Genomic DNA, 26226 nt, shown 5'->3' with positions numbered 1-26226 from the left:
TGGATTTAGGAGGTTATGAAAAATGGCAGAAGTAAAAGAAAAGCGCCATGAAGAGCTTGGCTTAAGTGATGAGCAAGTATTAGAAATGTTCCGTACGATGTTACTTGCACGTAAAATCGACGAACGTATGTGGTTATTAAACCGTGCTGGTAAAATTCCATTCGTAATTTCTTGTCAAGGACAAGAGGCAGCACAAGTTGGAGCAGCATTTGCTCTTGATAGAGAGAAAGATTATGCATTACCATACTACCGTGATATGGGTGTTGTACTAGCGTTTGGTATGACAGCGAAAGAACTGATGCTATCTGGTTTCGCGAAAGCTGGAGATCCAAACTCTGGTGGTCGTCAAATGCCTGGTCACTTCGGTCAAAAGAAAAATCGTATTGTGACAGGTTCATCTCCAGTAACAACGCAAGTACCACATGCAGTTGGTATTGCATTAGCTGGAAAAATGGAAAAGAAAGATTTAGTAACGTTTGTTACATTCGGTGAAGGTTCTTCTAACCAAGGTGATTTCCATGAAGGTGCAAACTTTGCTGGCGTACACAAGTTACCTGTTATTTTCATGTGTGAAAATAATAAATACGCAATCTCTATTCCAGTTGAAAAACAATTAGCATGTAAAAATGTATCAGACCGTGCAATTGGATACGGTATGCCTGGATATACAGTAGACGGAAACGATCCGCTTGCGGTATATAAAGCTGTAAAAGAAGCAGCAGACCGTGGCCGCCGTGGTGAAGGACCAACTTTAATTGAAACAGTTTCATATCGTTTAACAGCACATTCAAGTGACGATGATGATCGTGTTTATCGTGATAAAGAAGAAGTAGAAGAAGCGAAGAAAAATGATTCAATTGTAACATTTGCTGCTTATTTAAAAGAGGTTGGCGTGTTAACTGAGGAGTCTGAAAAACAAATGTTAGACGAAATTATGCATATCGTAAACGAAGCAACAGAATATGCAGAAAATGCTCCGTATGCAGCACCTGAAGATGCATTGAAGCACGTATACGCAGAATAGGGGGGAACGTTTCATGGCTGTAATGTCTTATATTGATGCTATTACATTAGCAATGCGCGAGGAAATGGAACGCGATGAGAAAGTATTTGTTTTAGGTGAAGATGTTGGTAAAAAAGGTGGCGTATTTAAAGCGACACACGGATTATATGATCAATTTGGTGAAGATCGTGCGCTAGATACACCACTTGCAGAATCTGCAATCGCTGGGGTCGCAATTGGTGCAGCAATGTATGGAATGCGTCCAATCGCTGAAATGCAGTTTGCGGATTTCATCATGCCAGCAGTAAACCAAATTGTTTCTGAGGCAGCAAAAATTCGTTACCGTTCTAATAATGATTGGACTTGTCCAATTACAGTTCGTGCGCCATTTGGCGGCGGTGTTCACGGAGCGTTGTATCATTCACAATCTGTAGAAGCGATGTTTGCAAACCAACCTGGTTTAAAAATCGTTATCCCTTCTACACCATATGATGCAAAAGGCTTACTAAAAGCTGCAATTCGTGATGAAGATCCAGTATTATTCTTTGAGCATAAACGTGCATATCGCTTAATTAAAGGTGAAGTGCCAGAAGATGATTACGTATTACCAATCGGAAAAGCGGATGTAAAACGTGAAGGTGATGATATTACTGTTATCACATACGGATTATGTGTTCATTTTGCTCTTCAAGCAGCTGAAAAGTTAGCACAAGATGGCATCTCTGCACACATTCTTGATTTACGTACTGTATATCCATTAGATAAAGAAGCAATCATTGAAGCAGCTTCTAAAACAGGTAAAGTTCTTCTTGTAACAGAAGATAATAAAGAAGGAAGTATTATGAGTGAAGTGGCAGCAATTATTGCTGAAAACTGTCTGTTTGATTTAGATGCACCAATCGCACGTCTTGCGGGTCCAGACGTTCCAGCAATGCCATATGCACCAACAATGGAAAAATTCTTTATGGTAAATCCAGATAAAGTTGAAAAAGCAATGCGTGAACTTGCGGAATTTTAATCGGGGGGACTATACATGGCTGTAGAAAATATTACAATGCCTCAGCTCGGGGAGAGCGTTACAGAGGGTACAATTAGTAAATGGCTCGTTAATGTTGGCGATCACGTAAACAAATATGATCCGCTTGCAGAAGTAATGACTGATAAAGTAAATGCTGAAGTACCATCTTCTTTCACTGGTATTGTGAAAGAGTTGATCGCTGGTGAAGGTGATACGTTAGCTGTAGGTGAAGTAGTTTGTGTGATTCAAGTAGAAGGCGCAGATGAAGTAGCAGCAACAGCTGTTGAGGAAAAAACAAAAGAAGAACCAAAGGCAGAAGTAGCTACGCCTGAAAAAGCACCGAAAGCAAAACAACCAACTGATGGAAAACCTCGTTTTTCACCAGCTGTGTTAAAACTTGCAGGTGAACATAACGTTGATTTAGATCTAGTAGAAGGTACGGGAGCAAACGGCCGTATCACTCGTAAAGATATTTTAAAGCTAGTGGAATCAGGAAATATTCCGCAAGCAGGTGCGGTGAAGAAAGAGGAAGCGGTAGCGGCAGTAGTAGAAGCGCGTCCAGAAGCACCAAAAGCAGCGCCAGTAGCCCAAAAAGTAGAAGCTGCGAAACCAGTTTCTGTACCAACAATGCCTGGCGATATCGAAATTCCAGTAACAGGTGTACGTAAAGCAATCGCAGCGAACATGTTACGTAGTAAACACGAAGCGCCACACGCTTGGATGATGATTGAAGTAGATGTGACAAACCTTGTGTCATACCGTAATTCAATTAAAGGTGATTTCAAAAAACGCGAAGGCTTTAACTTAACGTTCTTTGCTTTCTTCGTAAAAGCAGTAGCACAAGCGTTAAAAGAGTACCCTCAAATTAATTCAATGTGGGCTGGCGATAAAATCGTTCAGAAGAAAGATATTAACCTTTCTATCGCTGTTGCGACAGAGGACGAACTATTTGTACCAGTAATTAAACACGCGGACGAGAAGACAATTAAAGGTATCGCTCGTGAAATTACAGAACTTGCAGGAAAAGTACGTACGAAATCGTTAAAAGCGGACGAAATGCAAGGCGGAACATTTACAATTAATAACACAGGATCATTCGGTTCTGTTCAATCTATGGGTATTATTAATTACCCACAAGCGGCTATTTTACAAGTTGAATCAATTGTAAAACGCCCAGTAATTATGGAAAATGGTATGTTCGGGGCTCGCGACATGGTTAACTTATGTTTATCACTCGATCACCGTGTACTAGATGGTTTAATTTGTGGTAAGTTCTTAGGACGTGTAAAAGAAATTTTAGAAAATACGTCAGAAAATAATACATCTGTATATTAATAAAAAGCTCGCTTATGCGAGCTTTTTATCATCTTATTTCTTCATCTACATCCTACTATATGTATAATACCTTTCCCAGTAATCTTACAATGAACGATTATGTATTAGGAATTTATGAAAATACATTGCTGATATATGGTATATGGATATAAAATAAGAAAAGAATAATTTTTTTGGCAAATCTTACTGACGAAACTGTAGTATAATATATTGTATTGTATGAAAAAGAGAGTTATTCTATATAAGTGTTTTATAGATAATGTGTAATCAGTCGTCAAAACATGAAGAATGTTGACTCCTGGTTTTTTATTTTGCTGTAACAATGTTTCAGGAGGATGTCATGAAAAGAAGTACCGAGTTTCTAAAAAGTTTAGATGTAAAATTAATATTAATTTTGTTTGCATTATGTGTCACGAGTATAGCTGCTATATATAGCAGTCAGCAAACTGGCCAATATGGAGAGGCAAACTTTGCGATGAAACAGGGTTTGAACTACATAATTGGGGTTGTATTGTTATTGCTTGTTGCAAGCATTGACTTAGACCAACTACAAAAATTGTCTTGGCCACTTTATATCGCTGGATTTGCTTCGCTTATTCTTTTAAAAATACTACCGGTTTCCACTTTCACACCTGAAAAATTAGGTGCAAAAAGATGGTTTGTATTTCCATTAGTTGGACAAATTCAACCATCTGAGTTTTTCAAAATTTCATTGCTTCTCGTAGTAGCAAGCATAGCAGTGAAACATAATGCGCAGTATATGGCAAGGACATTCCAAACGGACTTAAAATTAGTAGGTAAAATTGTGCTAGTATCCCTCCCGCCTATGGCCGTTGTATATAGCCAACCGGATACAGGGATGGTGTTCTTATATGCTGCTGCAATTGCATGTATTTTATTTATGTCAGGTATTCAGAAGAAATTGATAGCGTTATGTACAGTTATTCCAGTCACCATATTATCTACCTTAATATTTATTTACGTAAGGTATGAGGATTTCTTCTTTAATAAGTTAGTTACATTACTAAAACCTCACCAACAATCACGTATTTTAGGTTGGTTAGATCCATTTGAACATACAGATCAAGGTTATCAAACGCAGCAATCGATTTTAGCTGTAGGTAGTGGCGGTATGGAAGGGAAAGGATTTGGCGAAGGGAACGTCTATATCCCTGAGAAGCATACTGACTTTATTTTCGCTACAATTGCCGAAGAAGGTGGATTTATCGTAGCAGCGTTAGTTGTATTCTTGTTCCTATTACTACTATATAGAACAATTATTATCGGTTATTCCGCTGATAATTTATTCGGTACATTATTATGTGCTGGGTCAATTGGGATATTAACGGTTCAAATATTCCAAAACATCGGTATGATCGTTGGATTAATGCCTGTAAAAGGTATTGCATTACCTTTCTTATCATATGGGGGAAGTTCCTTGTTCTCGAATATGATTATGATGGGTCTCATATTATCGGTACGAAAAACGTATAAAAAGTATATGTTTTCCGTTAAGTAAAAAAAGCTGATTCGTTTCTAAACGAATCAGCTTTTTACATATATGTTAGCTACAGTAGATGAAGCACATAAAATAAATATTTTGTTAAAAAAATGAAAAATATACGCATTTTGTCGTTTCATACATATGATACAATAGTGTGGACAACGAAAAAGGAGGCGATACGATGGGATATGTAGAAGAATTGCGAAAAATAGTTGGTCATCGCCCTTTAATTTTAGTTGGTGCTGTTGTACTCGTTATAAATGAACATGGATATGTTTTATTACAGCAAAGAACAGAGCCGTACGGAAAATGGGGGCTGCCAGGCGGGCTCATGGAGCTTGGTGAATCACCAGAAGAAACAGCTTGCCGTGAAGTATACGAAGAGACGGGAATAGAAGTGAAGAACCTACAATTAATAAATGTGTTTTCTGGAGCGAATTATTTTACAAAATTAGCAAACGGTGATGAATTTCAATCTGTAACGACCGCTTATTATACGGATGAATACGCAGGGGATTTTGTTATGAACAAAGAAGAAGCGGTTCAGCTTACATTCTTCCCACTAACAGAACTACCTGACTATATTGTAGGATCGCATAAAAAAATGATTGCTGAATATATGAAGATTATGGAAAAAAAGATATAATAATAGTGAAAGAAATACAAAAACACAGTACTGGTTGGTAGTCCAGACGCATGATTTCATGTCAGTAACCTTCCCCCTCCGGGATGTCCCGTATTTCTAATTTTTTAAAGGAGGGGCTGTCAATGGATTTGACAGTATATCACGATGGTCAATTTTTTGTAGGAATTATTACATGTAAAGAAAAAGGGAAGTTGTATGGAGCAAGGTATATCTTTGGAACGGAACCTTCAGATGAAGAAGTGCTTATCTTTGTGAACGGTTCAATGTTAGCGTATTTTCAGCATTTTGCAAAATGTGGCGTGGAAGTGCAAGAAAAACAGCGTCCAAAAAATATAAAGCGTATCATACGACAAGCAGCAAAAGAAGTAAATGTAAACCGCTTTACTAAGGCGCAAGAGGCAATTAGCTTATCTTATGAACTGCATAAACAAGAAAAGAAAGTGCAATCTAAGGAGAAGCGAGAGACTGAAAAACAAAGAAGACGTTTAATCAAAGTACAAAAAGCAAAGCAAAAACATCGTGGTCATTAAGAAAAGGTGTTAGAGCAGGGCTCTAACACCTTTTCTATATCCAAATACAAGTAAACTTACTTGTATTTCATAAACATTAACTGGTAAGATACAAATAGGTAGTTTTAGAGGAGGGAAAAGATTGATTAATTTTAACTTTTTTATGAATGATGTTGTCCGCCAAGCGCGTGAAGAGATTGTCTCTGCTGGATATACAGAATTGACGACGCCAGAAGCAGTAGAAGAAGCGTTTAAAAGAAATGGAACAACACTTGTAATGGTAAACTCTGTATGTGGTTGTGCAGGTGGCATTGCTCGTCCTGCTGCTGCGCATTCTGTACATTATGATAAACGTCCTAACCACCTTGTAACGGTGTTTGCAGGACAAGATAAAGAAGCAACAGCAAAAGCTCGTGAATATTTCGAAGGGTATCCACCTTCTTCTCCATCATTTGCTTTATTAAAAGATGGAAAAATTGTAACGATGGTAGAACGTCATGAAATTGAAGGTCATGAACCGATGCAAGTTATTGCAAAACTACAATCGTATTTCGAAGAGAATTGCGAAGAACTATAAATAATTGAAAAGGCGCTACGCTCACAATTAAGTGGGGGTAGCGCCTTTTTTATTTAGTATTCAAAATGATAAGATATACATTGATTACTCTTTTTATGCAATCTTTTATGCATTCAAAACACTGTTTTTCATGATTTTTCATTTATTTTTATTTTATATATTGCATAAAAATAAAAGTGCTGATACAATACAAACATCGAATAAATATTCTATTAAACTTTTAAATATACATCATTAGGGGGAAGAAAGATGAAGAAGTTATTATCAATATCGTTTGCACTTATTTTAATTGTAAGTATATTCAGTGCTTGTAGTAATGGGGAAGAAAAGGCTACTGGAAAAAATGAAAAAGTACTTGTTATGGGGACTTCAGCAGATTATAAACCATATGAATACGTAGAAGCTTCAAAAAGTGATGAAATTATCGGCTTTGATGTTGATGTTGCTAAATATATCGGAAAAGAACTTGGTTATGAAGTGAAAGTGAAAGATATGGATTTTGGTGGTTTATTAGCATCTCTTAGCTCAGGAAAAGTTGATTTCGTAATGGCAGGTATGACGCCAACTGCAGAGCGTAAAAATAATGTTGATTTCACAGATATTTATTTTGTTGCGAAAAACATGGTTGTTTCTAAAAAGGACTCTAACATTAAATCTGTAGAGGATTTAAAAGGGAAAAAAGTAGGGATACAAACAGGATCTATTCAAGAAGAGAAAGCAGCAGAATTTAAAAAACAAGTAGATTTCAAAGTTGAGGGACGTGACCGTATACCAGAAATCGTACAAGAAATTAAAGCTGGTCGTTTTGATGCTGCAATTATAGAAGACACAGTTGCTAAAAATTATGTAGAGAAAATGAAAGATTTACAAGGAATTGAAATTAAAGAAGCTCCAGAAGAAGTTGGAGCAGCAATTGCCCTTCCGAAAAACAGTGATAAAACAGCAGAATTTAATAAAGTAATTAAAAAAATGCAAGAAAATGGAGAAATGGATAAATTAGTGAAGAAATGGTTTGGCAGCGAAAAATAAGCTGCCTTTCACTTTTCTGTGAGGGGAATGAAAAGAATGAACTTAGATTTTTCGGCGATTACGCCTTCGATACCGTATATATTAAAAGGTCTAGAAGTTACTTTGAAAATTGTAGCAGTATCAGCTTTAGCAGGGTTTATTTTAGGAACGCTATTAGCGCTTTGTAAAATTGCTAGAATACGAGCATTAAATATAGCGGCAGATCTTTATACATCAATTTTCCGTGGTACACCACTTGTATTGCAATTAATGATTATTTATTTCGGTGTCCCGCAAATAATTGGTTATGAAATACCAGCATTTTTAGCAGCTGTACTTGCATTTAGCTTAAATTCAGGTGCATATATGTCAGAAGTAATCCGTGCTGGCATTCAAGCGGTTGATAAAGGACAAACAGAAGCGGCGATGGCTTTAGGAATTCCATACGGAAAAATGATGCGAAATATCATTTTTCCTCAAGCTTTAAAAAATATATTACCGGCACTTGTGAACGAGTTTGCGACACTTACGAAAGAATCGGCTGTAGTAACAGTAATAGGCGCGACGGATTTAATGCGCCGTGCTTACATCGTAGGCGGGGAGACTTTTAAATACCTTGAACCATTACTTTTTGTTGGACTCATTTATTATATGCTAGTCATTATTCTTACATTAGTCGGGAAAGCAATTGAAGGGAGAATGAAGAAAAGTGATTAAAATTGAAAACCTTCATAAATCATTTGGAAAAAACGAAGTATTGAAAGGAATTACAACAACGATTGAAAAAGGGGAAGTAGTAGCAATTATTGGACCGTCTGGATCAGGGAAATCAACATTTTTACGTTGTATGAATGTGTTAGAAGCACCGACAAATGGTCACATTTGGATTGGAACGGAAGAAGTAACGAATCCAAAAACGAATATTATGCATGTTCGTGAAAATGTCGGAATGGTATTTCAGCATTTCCACCTATTTCCTCATATGACTGTATTAGAAAACATTACGTATGCTCCTATTAATGTAAAAGGAGTAACGAAACAAGAAGCTGAAAAGAAAGCCGAAAAACTGTTAGAAAAGGTCGGCTTATTAGATAAAAAAGATACGTATCCGAATCGTCTTTCAGGAGGACAAAAGCAACGTGTAGCAATTGCAAGAGCGTTAGCAATGGAACCAGAAGTAATGCTATTTGATGAACCGACATCTGCACTAGATCCAGAGATGGTAAAAGAAGTGTTAGAAGTTATGAAATCATTAGTTACGACAGGAATGACAATGGCAATTGTTACACACGAAATGGGATTTGCAAAAGAAGTGGCAGATCGTGTTCTCTTTTTAGATGGTGGAAAGCTTGTAGAAGATAGTGCGCCAGCAGAATTTTTTGCAGCACCGAAAAGTGAGCGTGCGCAACAATTTTTACAAAAAATATTGTAATATGTAAAGGTTACGTGAATAATAAGTAGAAAAGGATGACATTGTGTCATCCTTTTTTTATACTAACTGTAAATACGTTTATACATATAGGAGCAATGATATGTTCAAAATTGGATACCGTACAGTAAAAACAGCAATAGGGACAGGCGCAGCCGTTTTTATTGCCCAGTTATTAGGGTTAGAATTTTATAGTTCAGCGGGTATTTTAGTTATATTATGTGTACAAAATACGAAACGTAAATCACTTCAAGTATCATTACATCGTTTTTTAGCTTGTGTATTATCAATGGTGTTCGCGTTTTGTATATTTGAAACAATTGGATATACACCACTAGCAATTAGTGTATTATTACTTACATTTATTCCGACTGCAGTTATGCTCAAAATTCAAGAAGGTATTGTCACGAGCTCAGTTATTGTGATGCATCTGTATTCCTTGAAACAAATTACATGGCTTATTGTTGGGAATGAAATTGCGATATTAACGATAGGGATTAGTGTTGCATTATTAGTGAACATGTATATGCCAAGTAGTGAAAATAAGCTAAAAGAGTATCAGGATAAAATAGAAAGTAATTTTAAAACGATTTTGTTTGAAATGGTTGTATATTTACGAAATCGAGAAAGTAGTTGGAGCGGGGCAGAACTTATTGAAACTGAAAATATGCTAAATGAGGCTAGAGATTTATCATTTAAGAAACTTGAGAATGCATTTATGCGAGAAGATGATTATTACTATCGCTATTTCAATATGCGCATGCAACAATTCGAAATTTTAGAGCGAATGATTCCGTTAGCAGCTTCTTTATCGTGGACATATGAACAAGCTGATATGATTGCGGATGTGGTTGAAAACATTGGAAATGCTATTAGCCCTCAGAGTACCGGAGTTATTTCTTTAAGACAGCTTCAAGAAATGAGAGAATTATTTAGAGATATGCCATTGCCGGCTACACGTGAAGAATTTGAAATACGTGCGAAACTTGTTCAACTTGTGTATGAAATGGAGCAATATTTACTCATTAAAAGTCGTTTTAAGGGAAAGGATAATATAAAAGAACTTATATAGAAGGTAGGAATTGTTTATGCCGTATCTTCTCTCTTTCATATTATTTCTTTCTTTATCGCCTATTTGGCCTCTTGGTGATAACCCGCGCGCAGGAGATCCTTTCATAATTGTAAATAAAGCGACAAATAAATTAGCTTATATTGACGATGGGAAAATTCAGAAGGTTTTTCCAGTAGCGACAGGGAAAACAAATGAATTAACTCCAGAGGGAACTTTTGATATTGTAATGAAAGCGAAGGATCCATATTATATTGCGAAAAATATTCCAGGTGGATCACCGAAAAATCCACTTGGATCTAGGTGGATGGGGTTTAATGCTAGAGGAACGGATGGAAGTAAATATGGAATACATGGAACAAACCAACCTAGTTCAATTGGAAAGTATATTTCACAAGGGTGTATAAGAATGAAGAAAAACGATGTGGAATATTTATTTGATCGCATTCCAATTGGAACGAAAGTATGGATTGTGAAATCGAAAAAATCATTTCAGCAATTGGCAAAAGAAAAAGGAGCCGTTGCATATGAAAAAGCCAACGAAAAGGTTGGCTTTTTCATATGGAATAAGTTGTCTTGACATGTGTACATAACCATGCGTTAATGAGAGTATAGAAAGATAAAATTAGATAAAGGGGTTGCTCATATGTACTTGAATCCAAAGCTTTCGTATATGCAGTTTTTTATGGGATTTCTATTTATTATTACATTCATATTGGCAACTTTTAATATATGTTCTTATGTTGTAGCAATTGTATGTATGGCATTACTCAATCTTACTTTTGTTATTGGTGCATTTCAGCAGAAACAATATACAAGTTTTGTAATAGCACTTGTAATGTCATTTTCCTTTAGTATTGTAGCGATTGTGCTTTACACATAACAAAATAAACCATCTCGATTTCGAGATGGTTTATTTTGTTATGTGTAAAAAGTAAAAAAAGGACGAACAGATCGTCCTTTTTACCAAAACATACTCGCGCCAGCAAGTAATGTTGTTACAAGCATAGAAATTAGCATTACATAAATCATAACTTTTTGAGCTTTTTTATGCATCGTTAAACCTCCTTGCAAATCAGTACAATATCATTGTAACGAGAAATGATATTGTGGACAAGGGGAGAGAAATGACAAAATTCGAGAAGTGTGTGTAAAGTATAACAGGAAATTTGTATGTACGTAGAGAATATATAAGAAGGATAGATTGTAAGTTTTTTGTTATGCAAGCTGAAGAATGGAGATACGATGATGAAAATATATGAAACAGATCGTTTACATTTAAGGGAAATTGATGAGTCGTATGCTGAAAAAGTTCTTCAATATTACGACAGAAATCGTGAATTTTTAAAAGCTTGGGAAGAGTATAGACCAGAGGATTTTTTTACATTAGATTATCAAAAGAAAAAGTTACAAAAGGATAGAAAAGAGTTCGCAGAAGGTAAAATCATCAGATTATGGATTTTTAAAAAGGGTGATGATACGAAAATAATTGGATGTATTTCCTTTAATTTAATCGTTCGCGGAATTTATCAATCTTGTGTACTCAGTTATAAATTAGATAAAGAGGAGTTAAACAAAGGTTATACGACAGAAGCACTTAGAAAAGCTATTCAAGTTGCTTTTGAGGAATTTCATTTACATCGTATAGAAGCACCGATTATGCCACGGAACTTAGCATCTATACAAGTAGTGACGAAGATAGGCTTTCAATATGAGGGCGTGTCTAGGAAGATGTTAATGGTTAATGGAGTGTGGGAAGATCATATGCGCTGGGTATTGTTAAATGAGTAATAGAAAGCAGATGGTTATCTAGACATATAAACCGTCTGTTTTTGTCTTGTATTTCGAAACTTTTGCGAAATTCTGTTATAATTAATAGTGTTACATACATAATGGTAGTGCAGGAGGCGCAGTCTTATGATTAATCAAGAACGTTTAGTAAATGAATTTATGGAATTAGTACAAGTGGATTCTGAAACGAAATTTGAAGCAGAAATTTGCAAAGTATTAACAAAGAAATTTACAGATTTAGGTGTAGAAGTATTTGAAGATGACACAATGGCTGTAACTGGTCATGGTGCAGGTAACTTAATTTGTACATTACCAGCAACAAAAGATGGTGTTGATACAATTTACTTTACTTCTCATATGGATACAGTAGTTCCTGGTAATGGAATTAAGCCTTCTATTAAAGATGGATATATCGTATCAGATGGTACTACGATTTTAGGTGCGGATGATAAAGCGGGATTAGCATCAATGTTTGAAGCAATCCGTGTTTTAAAAGAGAAAAATATTCCTCATGGCACAATTGAATTTATTATTACAGTTGGAGAAGAATCTGGCCTTGTTGGTGCAAAAGCATTAGATCGTGAGCGCATTACAGCGAAATATGGTTACGCGTTAGATAGCGATGGGAAAGTTGGCGAAATCGTTGTTGCAGCTCCAACACAAGCGAAAGTGAACGCGATTATTCGCGGGAAAACAGCTCATGCAGGTGTAGCACCGGAAAAAGGCGTATCTGCAATTACGATCGCAGCGAAAGCAATTGCGAAGATGCCACTTGGTCGTATTGATTCTGAAACAACTGCAAATATTGGACGTTTTGAAGGTGGTACACAAACGAATATCGTTTGCGATCATGTACAAATCTTTGCAGAAGCGCGTTCTTTAATCAATGAAAAAATGGAAGTACAAGTTGCGAAAATGAAAGAAGCATTTGAAACAACTGCAAAAGAAATGGGCGGCCAAGCAGATGTTGAAGTAAAGGTTATGTACCCAGGATTTAAATTTGCTGATGGCGATCACGTTGTAGAAGTTGCAAAACGCGCAGCTGAAAAAATTGGTCGTACACCTTCTCTTCACCAAAGTGGTGGCGGAAGTGATGCAAACGTAATTGCTGGACACGGAATTCCAACAGTTAACTTAGCAGTTGGTTATGAAGAAATTCATACAACAAACGAAAAGATTCCTGTTGAAGAATTAGCGAAAACAGCAGAATTAGTTGTTGCAATCATAGAGGAAGTAGCGAAATAATATAACAAAAAAGCGTGTAAATCAATTGTGATTTACACGCTTTTTACTTTGATTCGATTGCTTTTACAAGGCGGATAAGCCAATACAAGAAAATCCATGGCAGTATGTAAGTTGTTACTACATGGACTAGACGAGGAAAGAAACCAGCTATGTTTATATCAAATATAGGAAGAAGTAAATAATTGATTGTGACGATTAGTATAATTACGAGAAACGTATAATTGAGTTTATCAGTTGATTTCATAATAATCACCCTTAATTACAAAAATATCCACTTCATTTAAATTATAGCAATAAATAGGATAGAAAAGAACAAGTAATGATTATAATTATTGTGCAAAATTTGCTATAATAAAAGAACGAACGTTCTGATTAGGGAGTGAGTACTATGCGAGAAATGTATCCGAAAAATGGTCGTGTTATTTTGCATGTAGATATGAATTGTTTTTTCGCATCTGTTGAAATTGCTCACGACTCATCATTACAAGGAAAGCCGTTAGCGGTTGCTGGAAATGAAAAAGAAAGAAAAGGAATTATCATAACATGTAGTTATGAGGCGAGAGAATATGGAATACGTACGACGATGCCTCTTTGGGAAGCGAAAAGGTTATGTCCGCAATTAGTTGTAAGGCGCCCTAATTTTACATTATATCGCGAAGCTTCATTTCAAATGTTTCAAATTCTTTCCCGTTTTACGGAAAAAATACAACCAGTCTCTATAGATGAGGGGTATTTAGATATTACAGACTGTTACGCACTTGGTTCACCTCTTGAAATAGCAAAGATGATCCAGCAGGCGTTATTAACAGAATTGCAGCTTCCGTGTAGCATCGGGATTGCTCCGAACCTTTTCCTAGCAAAAACAGCTTCTGATATGAAAAAGCCTCTCGGTATTACCGTGCTCCGAAAACGAGATATTCCAGAAATGATTTGGCCACTTCCGGTTGGAGCGATGCATGGAATTGGAGAAAAAACAGCTGAGAAATTAAATGATATTCATATACAAACCATTGAGCAGTTAGCAAAAGGAAACGAACATATCATTCGCGCTAAAATTGGAAAGCATGGTGTTGATTTACAAAGGCGGGCAAAAGGTATGGATGATAGGGAAGTTGATCCGAGTCAAATGGGTCAACATAAAAGTGTTGGTAACTCGATGACTTTTTCAAAGGATATGGATGAAGAGAAAGAATTACTTGATATGTTACAAAGGCTATCAAAATCAGTGAGTAAAAGATTACAAAAGCGAACTCTTGTCAGCTATAATATTCAAATTATGATTAAATATCATGATAGGCGGACAGTAACGAGGAGTAAGCAATTGAAAAATGCCATTTGGGAAGAACGAGATATTTTTCAAGCAGCCTCTCGTTTATGGAAGCAACATTGGGACGGTGATTCCGTTCGTTTATTAGGTGTTACAGCTACTGAAATAGAGTGGAAGACTGAATCGGTGAAACAATTAGATTTGTTTTCATTTGAAGAAGATGCGAAAGAAGAGCCGCTACTTGCTGTCATTGATCAAATTAATGATAAGTATGGAATGCCGCTTTTACAACGAGGTAGTCAATTATTACGTAAGCAAGAAAAGTCTTTTCAGCAAAAATTAGAAAATAAGTTTATGTAGAAGGTGTCATGAAGCTGTACATATCATGACACTTTTTATTTTTATAAAAAACAAATTGTCGTTTTTGCACTACAAGCAAAACAATTATGTAATAATAACTCAAGTAAAAAGATAATTTTAGATGAATTTGATTTAAGTATGTATACAAATTTTTTGACGGAATATGCCGATTTGCTAAATAAGTATAAATAAAAAGCACTGTAACCAGTGCTTTTTACGATAGATTAAGAGATTGTATGATTTTCAAAAATAACAATCTCTGAGTTATTTGCTGTTGAAACGCGTTGTGCGTAATATGTGAAAGCTGAAGAAATATATGTTGGTAACGAATCATTTGCATGTGTTGTTGTATATTCATGGATTAATTCTTTCAAAGTCGTCCATTCTAATTGTGCTGGGTGATCAGACACGAAAGAACTTACCCAGCGATCAAATGAAGATGAAAAATCAGTTTGTAAACGAAATGCTTCTTTCATAATAAAACGCTCCCTTAACATGTAGTATAATCATTTTAACATAAAACACGAACAATTTCTAAGTTTTTTGAGTATAATGTTCGTGATATATAGTTGTCTAGATGATTGGTTATGTAAATTCGATTTGCCATTTGAAATAACATTCCGTAAGATGAAAGATAGATTATATAAAGAGCTGGAGGAAAGAAAGTGGAATTTGTATTTTTAGGAACTGGTGCAGGTGTTCCTTCAAAAGGAAGGAATGTTTCTGCAATTGCTTTGCAATTGTTAGAAGAACGAGGACAGACTTGGTTATTTGATTGTGGTGAAGCGACGCAACATCAAATATTACATACATCAGTACGTCCACGCCGCATTGAAAAAATATTTATTACGCATTTACATGGTGATCATATTTTTGGTTTGCCTGGTTTATTAGGAAGCCGTTCATTCCAAGGAGGGACTACACCTTTAACAGTGTATGGACCAAAAGGAATTAAACAGTTTATTGAAGTTGCATTATCAGTAAGCACGACACATGTAAAATACCCGCTTGAAATTGTTGAGATAACAGAAGAAGGTACTGTGTTTGAAGATAATGAATTTCATGTGGAAACGAAAAGATTGTCACACGGTATTGAATGTTTTGGGTATCGTATTATAGAGAAAGATATACAAGGCGCCCTTTTAGTCGATAATTTGCTGGAGATGGGTGTGAAACCAGGCCCACTCTTTAAACGTTTAAAAGATGGAGAAGTGGTTGAATTGGAAAATGGTACGATATTAAACGGAAAAGATTTTATCGGCCCACCTCAAAAGGGAAGAGTTATTACCATTTTAGGTGATACGAGATATTGTGAAGCGAGTAGAGAGCTAGCACAAGACGCTGACGTACTTGTTCATGAAGCAACTTTTGCGGCAGAAGATGAACAACAAGCATATGATTATTTTCATTCCACATCTAAGCAAGCTGCAAGTATTGCACTTCAGGCAAATGCAAAACGATTAATATTGACTCATATTAGTTCTCGTTATCAAGGAGATACATATAAGGAATTATTGAAAGAGGCAAGAGAGCTATTTTCTAATACAGAAATAGCTACAGATTTAAAATCATTTCCAGTGGACAGATAATAATGTTGTGAAAAAATGGTGACGAAAGGTTGCCATTTTTTTATTTCTAAAAAAAAATAAAAATAAAACTGTTATCATTTTATGCTTATATAGGATGAAACAGAAAATTTTAATGATGTAAAGATATAAGATGAAACTACATAGTATCGAGTATTTAGAAAAACTGTTATATAAGTCAGACGACATATGAGTAGTACAAATAGCAAAAATGGATTGTTATTCAGAACTTTTAAAATTCATTAAAAGTAAGCGTTTTATTAAAAACAAGCTATAATGAGGACAGATTATAATTTACTGTAGGCTACATGTGTTTGAGACGTTTATCATAACAAGTGAAGTTGAATAAATTGTGAGAGAGCAACATGGAATTTATAATAGGAAGAACATTACTATTATTCGTATGAAGTCTTTTTCACTTTTTAGCTTTAAGGCATCAAAAGGTATGAAAGCAATGGGAGCTTCATTTGTTTATGCTATGCTTGTAAGGGGTTCTGTGTTAAACTTTGGATTGCTACAAGACTTTACTGTAGACTATCTCAAATTATTTTTAAATGAAGGTAATGCTAAGTTTCTTATTTCATATGATAACTGGTATTATTTCAGGATATATTGCTTCACTGTTATTTAAAAACAATCCAATTCGTACAGCGGGACAAATTCGTAGTACAACTGGAAAAGCAACCAATCCGGTAGCTTAATAGAATAGTAAAAAATTTTTTCATAGAGGTTTAGGGGGAGTTATAATGAAGTATCGCTCAGTATTTGATATTATTGGTCCAGTTATGATTGGTCCATCAAGTTCACATACAGCAGGTGCAGCAAGAATGGGGCAAGTTGCTCGCCAGCTGTTTCGTCATGAACCAGAAAGAGTAAGCATTTCATTATATGGATCATTTGCAAAGACGTATCGTGGGCATGGTACAGATGTAGCGTTAATAGGTGGGATATTAGGATTTGAAACAGATGACTTACGTATTCCAGAGGCGCTAGAGATAGCAAAAGAGCGCGAAATTGAAGTGGAATTCATTGAAGAAGATGCAAATGCACCTCACCCAAATACAGCGAGAATTCGTTTGTATAAAGGTGAAGAAGAAATTGAAGTTGTTGCTTGCTCAATTGGTGGCGGTAAAATTGAAGTTGTAGAATTAAACGGATTCGATCTTCAATTATCAGGCACGAGTCCAGCACTACTTATTGTAAATAACGATCGCTTCGGTGCTATTGCAGCAGTAGCCTCAATCCTTGCGAAACACGAGATTAACATTAGTACAATGAGTGTTTCTCGTAAAGAAAAAGGAAGAAGAGCACTAATGGTCATCGAAACAGATGAAATATTAGCAGATGAAGTAATTGAAGAAATAAAAGCGCAACAAAATATTTGTCAAGTAACTATTATGGAATAATTGCAGGGGGGACACACCATGTTTCGGAACGCAGCGGAACTAGTGGCGCAAGCTAAAGAACAAAATGTAAAAATCGCAGAAATTATGATTCAATGTGAAATGGAAACAAGAAGTATTTCACGTGAAGAAGTAATCGCTGGTATGGAAAAGAACTTAGTCGTGATGGAGCAAGCAGTAGAACGTGGTATTCGCGGTGTGAAATCACCAACTGGTTTAACTGGCGGAGATGCTGTAAAAGTTCAGGCGTATATGAAGAGCGGAAAAGGCTTATCTGGAGATACGATTTTGGACGCGGTGAGTAAAGCTGTTGCAACAAATGAAGTAAACGCAGCGATGGGAATTATTTGTGCAACACCAACAGCAGGGTCTGCTGGAACAGTGCCAGGTGTACTATTTGCACTAAGAGAAAAGTTGCAGCCTACACGTGAAGAAATGATTGAATTTTTATTTACAGCAGGAGCTTTCGGTATGGTTGTTGCAAATAATGCTTGTATTTCTGGTGCAGCGGGAGGATGCCAAGCTGAAGTTGGTTCAGCAAGTGGAATGGCGGCCGCGGCTGCAGTTGAAATGGCTGGTGGAACACAAGACCAAGCAGCTACAGCGATGGCAATTTCATTAAAGAACATGCTTGGTTTAGTATGCGATCCGGTGGCAGGACTTGTAGAAGTACCTTGCGTAAAACGTAATGCAGCAGGAGCTGCAAATGCGATGATTTCAGCTGATTTAGCATTAGCTGGTGTAACGAGTACCATTCCATGTGATGAAGTAATTGAGGCAATGTTTAGAATCGGACAAACGATGCCAGTAGCACTTCGTGAAACAGCAGAAGGTGGACTTGCAGCAACACCGACTGGTCGTCGTCTACAAGAAGAGATTTTTGGGAAGACGAATAACTAAAAGTATACGTTTATAAAAGATGGAGCTCAAGTAAGATTAAGCTCCATCTTTTATTTTTCTTTTGTTAGTTGTTCTAATGTTTTCCCGAGGTTATGCGATCGTTGTGCTGCTTGTGTAATACAAGAAATAAGTGCTTGTTGAAATTTATGTTCTTGTAATACTTCAATGCCCGCTTCGGTCGTTCCACCAGGAGAAGTAATTTCCTTTCGCAAAATAGAAGGGTGTTTTTCACTTGCTTTTAGCATTTCAGCAGCACCAATCATCGTCTGAAGAATAAGTGACTTTGCAACATCTTCTTTTAAACCGATTTTTTTTGCGGCTGCTTCCATCGCCTCTACTACGTAATAAATATAAGCAGGCCCACTTCCAGATAATGCAGTGACAGCATGCATATCTTCTTCCTCTACAACAGAGACGAGGCCGATCGTTTCAAATAAAGCTATGGCAGTCTGAATATGTTCCGCTGTTGCCTGCTTTGAAGGTGAGATAGCAGTAGCTGATTTTAAAATAGCTGCGGATGTATTTGGCATTGCCCGAATAATCGGAACGTCTTTTTGAAGTAAGTTTCTAATCGAGTGAGTAGAAACACCCGCTAATAACGAAATAATAAGTACGTTATGATGTATATATTCTTTAAAAGGAATAAGTGCTTCTGCAACATCCTTAGGTTTCATAGCTAGAAAAAGAATATTTGTATCAGTAAGTAGTTCTTTTTTATTATGCGTACCTTTGACGCCATATTTTTGATGTAGCTCCTGTAACCTTGTCTCGTTAGAACGATTACTTACGGTAATTTGTTCGCCTTTCACAACATTTGCATGTAACAAGCCACCAATAATAGCTTCAGCAATAGAGCCTGCACCGAGAAAGGAAATATGTTGAATAGACATGATGTTCCTCCTTTAAATTTGGTTAGAAATTCTTATAAATGTACATACATTCGTTTTTTAATAGGAAACACCTCTTTTTATCTGAAAATAATGACAAATATATGTATAAGTTGTAAACTGAAGAAGTATTCATTTTTGAACCGGAAAGAGACAGGGGGGCTAAGCATGACGGCGATTCACCGAATGGAGATTCCTGTGCCATTTGCAGTTGAAACTGTAAATGTGTTTTTAGTTGAGGGGGAGACATTAACATTAATTGATACAGGGACGAATACAGAAGAGGCAAGAAATGCGTTAGAAAGTCAATTAGGTGCATTAGGATATACGATAGAAGATATTAAAACAGTAGTCATTACGCATCATCATGCGGATCATTGTGGACTTTTAAATATATTTTCTGAGAAAACGAACATTATTGGACACCCTTGGAATGAGCCATGGATTACGCAAGACCCAGAATTTTTAAAGCGGTATCATGAGTTTTTTAGAGAGACAGCTTTGCAATTTGGTGTTCCAGCAGCATTTTTGAAAGATGAGGCGTTATTAACGACAAGAACACTGAAATATTCTTGTAATAGATCGTTAACGCATACTGTGCGAGAGGGAGATCGTATTGATTCCTTACCTGGGTTTACAGTAATTGAAACACCAGGTCATGCTTCCACTCATATTTCATTATATAGAGAATCTGATGGAATATTAATTGGCGGAGATGCTCTCATTAGTCATATTTCTTCGAATCCAATATTAGAACCACCATATGAAGGACAAACAGAAAGGGCACGCCCGTTATTACAATATAATCAAACGTTAAAGCGTTTAAGTGAAATGAATATTTCGCGCATTTTATCAGGACATGGAGAAGATGTTCTCAATGTGAAACAACTTATTGAAACGAGATTACAAAAGCAAGAAACACGTGCGTTTAAAGTGCTTGAGTTATTAAAGGAAAAACCAATGACAGCATTTGAAGTATGTGTAAAACTATTTCCGGTATTATATAAGGAACAATTGCCACTTACTATTTCAGAAACGGTTGGACAATTAGACTTTTTAGCATATAATCAACAAGTGATGATTGATGAATCTTCGCAACAATTGATTTATTATGCAAAGTAGGTGACAGCAATGACGGGACGTTTACAAAATAAAGTAATCGTCATTACGGGTGCTTCTAGTGGAATTGGAGAGCAAGTTGCAATGCAAGTTGCAGGGCAAGGGGCGACTCCAGTATTAATAGCTAGAACAGAAGAGAAACTAAAAGCGTTAGCAGAAAAAATTAAAGAAACGTATAATACGCCTTGCTATTATTATGTATTAGATGTAAGTGAAGAGACGGAAGTACAATCTGTTTTTTCAAAGGTATTACAAGAAGTGGGACGTATTGATATATTAGTAAACAATGCGGGATTTGGTATTTTTAAAACGTTTGAAGATGCGTCAATGGATGAAGTGAAAGATATGTTCCAAGTAAATGTATTTGGATTAGTAGCTTGTACGAAAGCAGTACTACCTTATATGGTGAAAAGGGACGAAGGGCATATTATTAATATTGCTTCACTTGCTGGGAAAATTGCAACGCCGAAATCGAGTGCATATGCAGCGACGAAACATGCCGTATTAGGGTTTACGAATAGTTTACGCATGGAGTTGTCTAGTACGAATGTTTTCGTAACAGCAATTAATCCAGGTCCGATAGATACGAACTTTTTTGAAATAGCTGATCAATCCGGTACATATGTAAAAAATATGGGACGATACATGTTGAAACCAACATATGTAGCAGGGCAAATTGTAAAATCGATGCAAACGAAAAAGCGTGAAGTAAACTTACCGAAATGGATGGGCATAGGTCCGAAACTGTATGCTTTATTCCCAGGTTTATTTGAGCGTGTTGCAGGTAAATCATTAAGTAAGAAATAGGAGGTTTCCATATGGAAACCTCCTATTTTTTTATCCCGCTTTAATGGGCAGTAACACCCCCACCTCAAAATTCAGCGAAAGCAAAGAAGTTAGGTGGGGGATGAAGAAAACCCCCACTGATTAAAGTTTCACTTTATTTTCCAGTCACATAATCGTAAACAATATCCTCAATTGCCTCGTATACATCAATTTTAGTATTGGAATGAATAATCGTTTGAATATGTTTAATAAGCATTTCCTGATCCTCATTTGAAATAGGATTACATTGGTATTGCTGAAAACTTTTTATAATCATTTTCTCAATTAATTTTTCATTCATGTTTTCCCCGCCTGTATGTACATATGTATTGTTTTATTGTACTTGAAGTGAAATGAAAAAACTACTATGCACTATTTGTGTATAAAAATTCGGTTGTGCATATTGTTTTTCTAGTAAAATTAAGTTTTTTAAGTTTATAAAATTTATAAATATTTAATTGACTCTATAAATATACAATATTATAATCATACTTAATTTAAAGAATCAATATGAGGAGGAGCATATGAAAGTCGCGATTATTGGAGCAACTGGGTATGGAGGTATTGAGTTAATTCGGTTATTAGAGCAACATCCATATTTTTCGATAGCATCTCTCCATTCTTTTTCACAAGTTGGCGAGTGTATAACAAATGTATATCCGCATTTTCAAAATGTTCTTGTTCATACGTTACAAGAAATTGATGTGGAGGAAATAGGGAAGGAAGCAGAAATTGTATTTTTAGCAACCCCAGCAGGAGTATCAGCAGAGCTAACTCCAAAATTATTAGCAGTAGGTTTAAAAGTAATTGATTTATCTGGAGACTTTCGTATGAAAGATCCTTTCATATATGAACAGTGGTATAAAAGGGCAGCTGCAAAAGAAGGAGTTCTTAGGGAAGCTGTATATGGGTTAAGTGAATGGAAAAGGTCCGAAATTCAAAAGGCAAATTTAATTGCAAACCCGGGATGTTTTGCTACAGCCGCATTATTAGCGGTGTTGCCGTTAGTTCGTAGCGGCATAATTGAAGAAGATTCAATTATTATTGATGCGAAATCAGGAGTATCTGGAGCAGGTAAAACGCCAACAACGATGACTCACTTTCCTGAGTTATACGACAACTTGCGTATTTATAAAGTAAATGAGCATCAACACATTCCTGAGATTGAGCAAATGCTCGCGGAGTGGAATAGAGAAACGAAGCCAATCACGTTTAGTACACATTTAATACCGATATCACGTGGGATTATGGTTACACTGTATGCGAAAGTAAAGCGAGAAATGGAAATAGAGCAACTTCAACAATTATATGAAGAAGCGTATGAACAATCGGCTTTTATTCGAATTCGCATGCAAGGAGAGTTTCCAAGTCCGAAAGAAGTGAGAGGCTCAAATTATTGTGATATGGGGATAGCTTACGATGAAAGAACAGGAAGAGTGACAGTCGTTTCTGTTATAGACAATATGATGAAAGGTGCGGCTGGGCAAGCAATTCAAAATGCAAATATAGTAGCGGGACTAGAAGAAACAATAGGTTTACAACATATGCCGCTTTATTTATAAGGGGGGGACATGATGATAAAAATAGCGTCTATTACAAAAGTAGAAAATGGTTCGATTGTAACGCCAAAAGGTTTCTCGGCCATTGGTACTACAATTGGTCTGAAAAAGGAGAAAAAGGATTTAGGGGCAATCGTTTGTGATGTACCGGCATCATGTGCTGCTGTTTATACAACAAATCAAATACAAGCAGCCCCGTTGCAAGTGACGAAGGATAGTATAACGACTGAGGGAAAACTACAAGCTATTATCGTTAATAGTGGAAATGCAAATGCTTGTACAGGAATGAAAGGGTTGCAAGATGCTTACGAGATGCGTGCATTAGGGGCGGAACATTTTGGATTGAAAGAAAAGTATGTTGCAGTAGCTTCAACAGGTGTAATTGGTGTTCCGCTGCCGATGGATATAATCCGAAAGGGAATTGTAACTCTTATACCGGCGAAGGAAGAAAATGGAGCTCATTCTTTTTCTGAAGCAATTTTAACGACGGATCTTATAACGAAAGAAACTTGCTATGAAATGAGTATTGATGGGAAGAAAGTGATGATTGCTGGTGTTGCAAAAGGTTCAGGGATGATTCATCCAAATATGGCAACGATGCTAAGTTTTATTACGACAGACGCTCATATAGAGCATGACGTATTGCAAACAGCATTATCACAAATAACGAATCATACATTTAATCAAATTACGGTGGATGGAGATACTTCTACGAATGATATGGTCATCGCTATGGCAAGTGGATTATCAGAAACGAAACCAATCAATATGGAACATGCAGATTGGGAAACTTTCGTATTTGCTTTACAGAAGGTATGTGAAGATTTAGCCAAAAAAATTGCACAAGATGGTGAAGGCGCTACGAAGTTAATAGAAGTAAATGTGCTAGGAGCGAAAGCTAGTGAAGAGGCAAAAAAAATTGCAAAGCAAATAGTCGGTTCGAGTCTTGTGAAAACAGCAATACATGGTGAAGACCCAAATTGGGGGCGAATTATTAGCAGTATTGGACAAAGTGAAGTAGCAATTAATCCAAATACAATTGATATTACTCTTCAATCTATCGTTGTGCTGAAAAATAGTGAACCGCAAATGTTTTCTGAAGAGGAAATGAAAAAGAGATTACAAGAACATGAAATTATCATTGATGTGTATTTACATTTAGGAGAAGAGACCGGATCAGCTTGGGGCTGTGACTTAAGCTATGAATATGTGAAAATAAACGCGTGTTATCGTACATAAGGAGAGGGAAGATGAGCGATTATATTGTAGTGAAATGCGGCGGTAGTATGTTGAATCAATTAAATGATGTGTTTTTTGATTGTATAAAGAAATTGCAACAGAAGTATAACGTAGTGATTGTTCATGGTGGCGGCCCAGAAATTGATGCTAAATTAAAAGATTGTAACATCAACGTAGAAAAAAGAGATGGATTACGGGTAACACCAAAAGAAGTTATGGATGTTGTTCAAATGGTGCTATGTGGAAGTACGAATAAAAAATTCGTAATGAATTTACAAAAGCATAATTTACTTGCGGTAGGTTGTTCAGGGTGTGACGGCAAATTACTTCAAGTTCAACCTGTCAGCGAGGAGATTGGATATGTGGGAGAAGTAAGCTATGTAGAAACAGCCCTACTAAAAGGATTAATAAATATGAATTATATTCCTGTTATTGCTCCAATCGGGATCCATGATAATGAGATTTATAACATAAATGCGGATACCGCCGCAGCTGGGATTGCGGCCGCACTATCCGCAAAAGAACTCATTTTGATTACGGATGTAGATGGGATATTACATGAAGGGAAACTGGTAAAGAAAACAGATGAGTCTGAAATTGCAACTTTTATAGAAAAAGGAGTTATTACAGGTGGGATGATTCCGAAAGTACAGGCAGCACTAGCGTCATTAAAAATGGGAGTGCAAAAGATAAGTATCGTAAATGGTACAAAAGATTTTACTGAAGATACAGGGGAATGTATTGGAACGACGGTAACGAGGGGAGTGAGTATCGTATGATAAGTCATCTTTTTCAAACGTATGGGAGAAGAACTGTTGAGTTTGTAAAGGGGAATGGAATGAAAGTCATTGATAACAACGGTAAACAATATTTAGATTTCACATCAGGGATTGGTGTATGTAATTTAGGGCATTGCCATCCTACTGTTATGAAAGCGGTACAAGAGCAACTTAATGATATATGGCATATATCTAATTTGTTTACAAATAGCTTACAAGAAGAAGTCGCGTCATTATTAACAGAAAATATAGCATTAGATTATGTGTTCTTCTGTAATAGCGGGGCAGAGGCGAATGAAGCAGCTTTGAAGCTAGCCCGTAAGCATACTGGAAAATCTCTCGTCGTAACGTGTGAGCAGTCTTTTCACGGTAGAACATTCGGAACGATGAGTGCGACGGGGCAAAATAAAGTGAAAGAAGGATTTGGTCCGCTCCTTCCGTCTTTTTTACATACTCCATTTAACGATATAAAGGCGCTCAAGGAAGTAATGAATGAAGAAGTTGCGGCAGTAATGATAGAAGTTGTTCAAGGAGAGGGAGGAGTCATACCTGCCGATCTATCTTTTTTGAAAGAGATTGAAGTATTATGTAAGAAGTTTGGTTCCTTATTTATTATAGACGAAGTACAAACAGGGATCGGAAGAACAGGTACATTATTTGCTTACGAACAAATGGGAATAGATCCTCATATCGTTACTACCGCTAAGGCGCTTGGAAATGGGATTCCTGTCGGAGCAATGATTGGCCGGAAAGAACTCGGAACGTCGTTCACTGCAGGATCGCACGGTTCAACGTTTGGCGGAAATTATGTTGCAATGGCTGCAGCGAAAGAAGTATTACAAGTAAGTAAAAGACTATCGTTTTTAAAAGAAGTACAAGAAAAGGGCGAGTACGTATTACAGAAGTTGCAAGAGGAATTACAACATGTCGAATGTATTCAAAATATACGTGGTAAGGGCCTTATGGTTGGAATTGAATGTACGCATGAAGTTGCAAGTTTTATAGAGCAACTAGAAAAAGAGGGACTACTCGTATTACAAGCAGGGCCTAATGTGATAAGGCTATTACCGCCGCTCATTGTAACGAATGAAGAGTTAGAACAGGCAGTATATATGATAAAAAAAGTAGTTTGTACAAAAAATGTATCAATTATATAAGGGGGAAATTT

At 36.4% G+C, this 26226-nt stretch carries 30 protein-coding genes and 1 pseudogene; 26 read left to right on the top strand and 5 right to left on the bottom strand.

The features are described from left to right. Positions 1-22: 22 nt before the first annotated feature. From bfmBAA to ACVWY7_RS00435, 13 genes are all read left to right on the top strand, one after another. On the top strand, positions 23-1024 hold the full coding sequence (gene bfmBAA, locus ACVWY7_RS00495; RefSeq protein ID WP_000852555.1) for a 3-methyl-2-oxobutanoate dehydrogenase subunit alpha: 1002 nt from the start codon (positions 23-25) through the stop codon (positions 1022-1024). Positions 1025-1037: 13 nt separating this feature from the next. After that, the gene (gene bfmBAB / locus ACVWY7_RS00490; protein WP_000290076.1) at positions 1038-2021 is read left to right on the top strand and encodes a 3-methyl-2-oxobutanoate dehydrogenase subunit beta; all 984 of its coding nucleotides are present in this window, start codon (positions 1038-1040) and stop codon (positions 2019-2021) included. A gap of 15 nt (positions 2022-2036) precedes the next feature. After that, the gene (locus ACVWY7_RS00485) at positions 2037-3356 is read left to right on the top strand and encodes a dihydrolipoamide acetyltransferase family protein (protein ID WP_000257658.1); all 1320 of its coding nucleotides are present in this window, start codon (positions 2037-2039) and stop codon (positions 3354-3356) included. 340 nt (positions 3357-3696) lie between these two features. Continuing rightward, entirely contained in the window at positions 3697-4875 is a 1179-nt protein-coding gene (locus tag ACVWY7_RS00480) for an FtsW/RodA/SpoVE family cell cycle protein (protein ID WP_000831192.1), read from the top strand. A gap of 166 nt (positions 4876-5041) precedes the next feature. Beyond that, a complete protein-coding gene (locus ACVWY7_RS00475; protein ID WP_078984453.1) occupies positions 5042-5506 on the top strand; it encodes an NUDIX hydrolase in 465 nt (154 codons plus the stop codon). Positions 5507-5628: 122 nt separating this feature from the next. Further along, a complete protein-coding gene (locus ACVWY7_RS00470) occupies positions 5629-6036 on the top strand; it encodes a YjdF family protein (protein WP_000366597.1) in 408 nt (135 codons plus the stop codon). A gap of 142 nt (positions 6037-6178) precedes the next feature. Then, a complete protein-coding gene (locus ACVWY7_RS00465; RefSeq protein ID WP_002003484.1) occupies positions 6179-6592 on the top strand; it encodes a BrxA/BrxB family bacilliredoxin in 414 nt (137 codons plus the stop codon). A 249-nt stretch (positions 6593-6841) separates the two neighbouring features. Next, positions 6842-7621, top strand: coding sequence for a transporter substrate-binding domain-containing protein (locus ACVWY7_RS00460; RefSeq protein WP_456523622.1), 780 nt, complete (start codon positions 6842-6844; stop codon positions 7619-7621). A 36-nt stretch (positions 7622-7657) separates the two neighbouring features. Continuing rightward, the gene (locus ACVWY7_RS00455; protein ID WP_001046917.1) at positions 7658-8317 is read left to right on the top strand and encodes an amino acid ABC transporter permease; all 660 of its coding nucleotides are present in this window, start codon (positions 7658-7660) and stop codon (positions 8315-8317) included. After that, on the top strand, positions 8310-9032 hold the full coding sequence (locus ACVWY7_RS00450) for an amino acid ABC transporter ATP-binding protein (protein WP_000590218.1): 723 nt from the start codon (positions 8310-8312) through the stop codon (positions 9030-9032). Before ACVWY7_RS00455 ends, ACVWY7_RS00450 begins: the two co-directional genes overlap by 8 nt. 100 nt (positions 9033-9132) lie before the next feature. Next, positions 9133-10101: an aromatic acid exporter family protein gene (locus ACVWY7_RS00445; protein WP_000472682.1), complete on the top strand. Its 969-nt coding sequence runs from the start codon at positions 9133-9135 to the stop codon at positions 10099-10101. Between the two features lie 16 nt (positions 10102-10117). Next, complete coding sequence (locus ACVWY7_RS00440; RefSeq protein WP_001146554.1) at positions 10118-10678, top strand: L,D-transpeptidase; 561 nt, start codon at positions 10118-10120, stop codon at positions 10676-10678. Positions 10679-10744: 66 nt separating this feature from the next. Continuing rightward, positions 10745-10981, top strand: a complete 237-nt coding sequence (locus ACVWY7_RS00435; RefSeq protein WP_073525000.1) for a DUF3894 domain-containing protein — start codon at positions 10745-10747, stop codon at positions 10979-10981. 80 nt (positions 10982-11061) lie between these two features. Here ACVWY7_RS00435 and prli42 read toward each other — a convergent pair whose 3' ends face one another. Further along, on the bottom strand, positions 11062-11154 hold the full coding sequence (gene prli42 / locus ACVWY7_RS00430; protein WP_000549038.1) for a stressosome-associated protein Prli42: 93 nt from the start codon (positions 11152-11154) through the stop codon (positions 11062-11064). Between the two features lie 189 nt (positions 11155-11343). On the opposite strand from prli42, the gene ACVWY7_RS00425 reads away from it, so the two are divergent. Beyond that, positions 11344-11889 carry a GNAT family N-acetyltransferase gene (locus ACVWY7_RS00425; RefSeq protein ID WP_033682613.1) on the top strand — a complete coding sequence of 182 codons (546 nt, stop codon included), beginning with the start codon at positions 11344-11346 and terminating at the stop codon, positions 11887-11889. Positions 11890-12015: 126 nt separating this feature from the next. Further along, positions 12016-13134 (top strand): tripeptidase T, encoded by a 1119-nt coding sequence (locus ACVWY7_RS00420; protein ID WP_000609811.1) that lies wholly within the window; start codon positions 12016-12018, stop codon positions 13132-13134. A gap of 43 nt (positions 13135-13177) precedes the next feature. Here the strand turns inward: ACVWY7_RS00420 and ACVWY7_RS00415 are convergent, their stop codons facing one another. Beyond that, on the bottom strand, positions 13178-13378 hold the full coding sequence (locus ACVWY7_RS00415) for a hypothetical protein (protein WP_073524998.1): 201 nt from the start codon (positions 13376-13378) through the stop codon (positions 13178-13180). Between the two features lie 144 nt (positions 13379-13522). Here ACVWY7_RS00415 and ACVWY7_RS00410 point away from each other — a divergent pair, with 144 nt between their 5' ends. Both ACVWY7_RS00410 and ACVWY7_RS00405 read left to right on the top strand, forming a co-directional pair. Then, positions 13523-14761 (top strand): DNA polymerase IV, encoded by a 1239-nt coding sequence (locus ACVWY7_RS00410; RefSeq protein WP_001208872.1) that lies wholly within the window; start codon positions 13523-13525, stop codon positions 14759-14761. A gap of 42 nt (positions 14762-14803) precedes the next feature. Continuing rightward, positions 14804-14953: pseudogene (locus ACVWY7_RS00405) on the top strand (DNA polymerase IV); the annotation flags it as partial. Between the two features lie 32 nt (positions 14954-14985). On the opposite strand, the gene ACVWY7_RS00400 reads toward ACVWY7_RS00405, so the two are convergent. After that, positions 14986-15237, bottom strand: a complete 252-nt coding sequence (locus tag ACVWY7_RS00400; protein ID WP_000656489.1) for a DUF3932 family protein — start codon at positions 15235-15237, stop codon at positions 14986-14988. 189 nt (positions 15238-15426) lie between these two features. On the opposite strand from ACVWY7_RS00400, the gene rnz reads away from it, so the two are divergent. The 3 genes from rnz (at position 15427) to sdaAA (ending at position 18650) form a co-directional block, all read left to right on the top strand. Further along, a complete protein-coding gene (gene rnz / locus ACVWY7_RS00395) occupies positions 15427-16350 on the top strand; it encodes a ribonuclease Z (RefSeq protein ID WP_000397448.1) in 924 nt (307 codons plus the stop codon). Between the two features lie 743 nt (positions 16351-17093). Continuing rightward, entirely contained in the window at positions 17094-17753 is a 660-nt protein-coding gene (sdaAB, locus tag ACVWY7_RS00390) for an L-serine ammonia-lyase, iron-sulfur-dependent subunit beta (RefSeq protein ID WP_000877446.1), read from the top strand. 18 nt (positions 17754-17771) lie between these two features. After that, on the top strand, positions 17772-18650 hold the full coding sequence (sdaAA, locus tag ACVWY7_RS00385; protein ID WP_000489462.1) for an L-serine ammonia-lyase, iron-sulfur-dependent, subunit alpha: 879 nt from the start codon (positions 17772-17774) through the stop codon (positions 18648-18650). A gap of 50 nt (positions 18651-18700) precedes the next feature. On the opposite strand, the gene proI is transcribed toward sdaAA, so the two are convergent. Then, entirely contained in the window at positions 18701-19540 is an 840-nt protein-coding gene (gene proI, locus ACVWY7_RS00380; protein ID WP_000027068.1) for a pyrroline-5-carboxylate reductase ProI, read from the bottom strand. Positions 19541-19705: 165 nt separating this feature from the next. Here proI and ACVWY7_RS00375 point away from each other — a divergent pair, with 165 nt between their 5' ends. Beyond that, on the top strand, positions 19706-20659 hold the full coding sequence (locus ACVWY7_RS00375) for an MBL fold metallo-hydrolase (protein ID WP_000125125.1): 954 nt from the start codon (positions 19706-19708) through the stop codon (positions 20657-20659). 9 nt (positions 20660-20668) lie between these two features. After that, positions 20669-21463: an SDR family NAD(P)-dependent oxidoreductase gene (locus ACVWY7_RS00370; RefSeq protein WP_000147813.1), complete on the top strand. Its 795-nt coding sequence runs from the start codon at positions 20669-20671 to the stop codon at positions 21461-21463. A gap of 133 nt (positions 21464-21596) precedes the next feature. Here ACVWY7_RS00370 and ACVWY7_RS00365 read toward each other — a convergent pair whose 3' ends face one another. Beyond that, positions 21597-21782: a YqzH family protein gene (locus ACVWY7_RS00365; protein WP_062923504.1), complete on the bottom strand. Its 186-nt coding sequence runs from the start codon at positions 21780-21782 to the stop codon at positions 21597-21599. A 223-nt stretch (positions 21783-22005) separates the two neighbouring features. Between ACVWY7_RS00365 and argC the strand changes: the two genes are divergently transcribed. From argC to argD, 4 genes are read left to right on the top strand one after another with little or no spacing between them, the layout of a single operon-like run. After that, positions 22006-23043 (top strand): N-acetyl-gamma-glutamyl-phosphate reductase, encoded by a 1038-nt coding sequence (argC, locus tag ACVWY7_RS00360; protein ID WP_105989990.1) that lies wholly within the window; start codon positions 22006-22008, stop codon positions 23041-23043. Between the two features lie 12 nt (positions 23044-23055). Then, positions 23056-24279, top strand: a complete 1224-nt coding sequence (gene argJ / locus ACVWY7_RS00355) for a bifunctional glutamate N-acetyltransferase/amino-acid acetyltransferase ArgJ (protein ID WP_142395600.1) — start codon at positions 23056-23058, stop codon at positions 24277-24279. Positions 24280-24290: 11 nt separating this feature from the next. Beyond that, complete coding sequence (gene argB, locus ACVWY7_RS00350; RefSeq protein WP_071736860.1) at positions 24291-25058, top strand: acetylglutamate kinase; 768 nt, start codon at positions 24291-24293, stop codon at positions 25056-25058. Then, a complete protein-coding gene (gene argD / locus ACVWY7_RS00345; protein WP_105989988.1) occupies positions 25055-26215 on the top strand; it encodes an acetylornithine transaminase in 1161 nt (386 codons plus the stop codon). Before argB ends, argD begins: the two co-directional genes overlap by 4 nt. Positions 26216-26226: the final 11 nt, after the last annotated feature.

The organism is Bacillus sp. TE9106W (assembly GCF_054062215.1).
The sequence above is the reverse complement of the archived record's forward strand: the minus strand, read 5'-3'. Positions and strand labels throughout refer to the sequence as shown.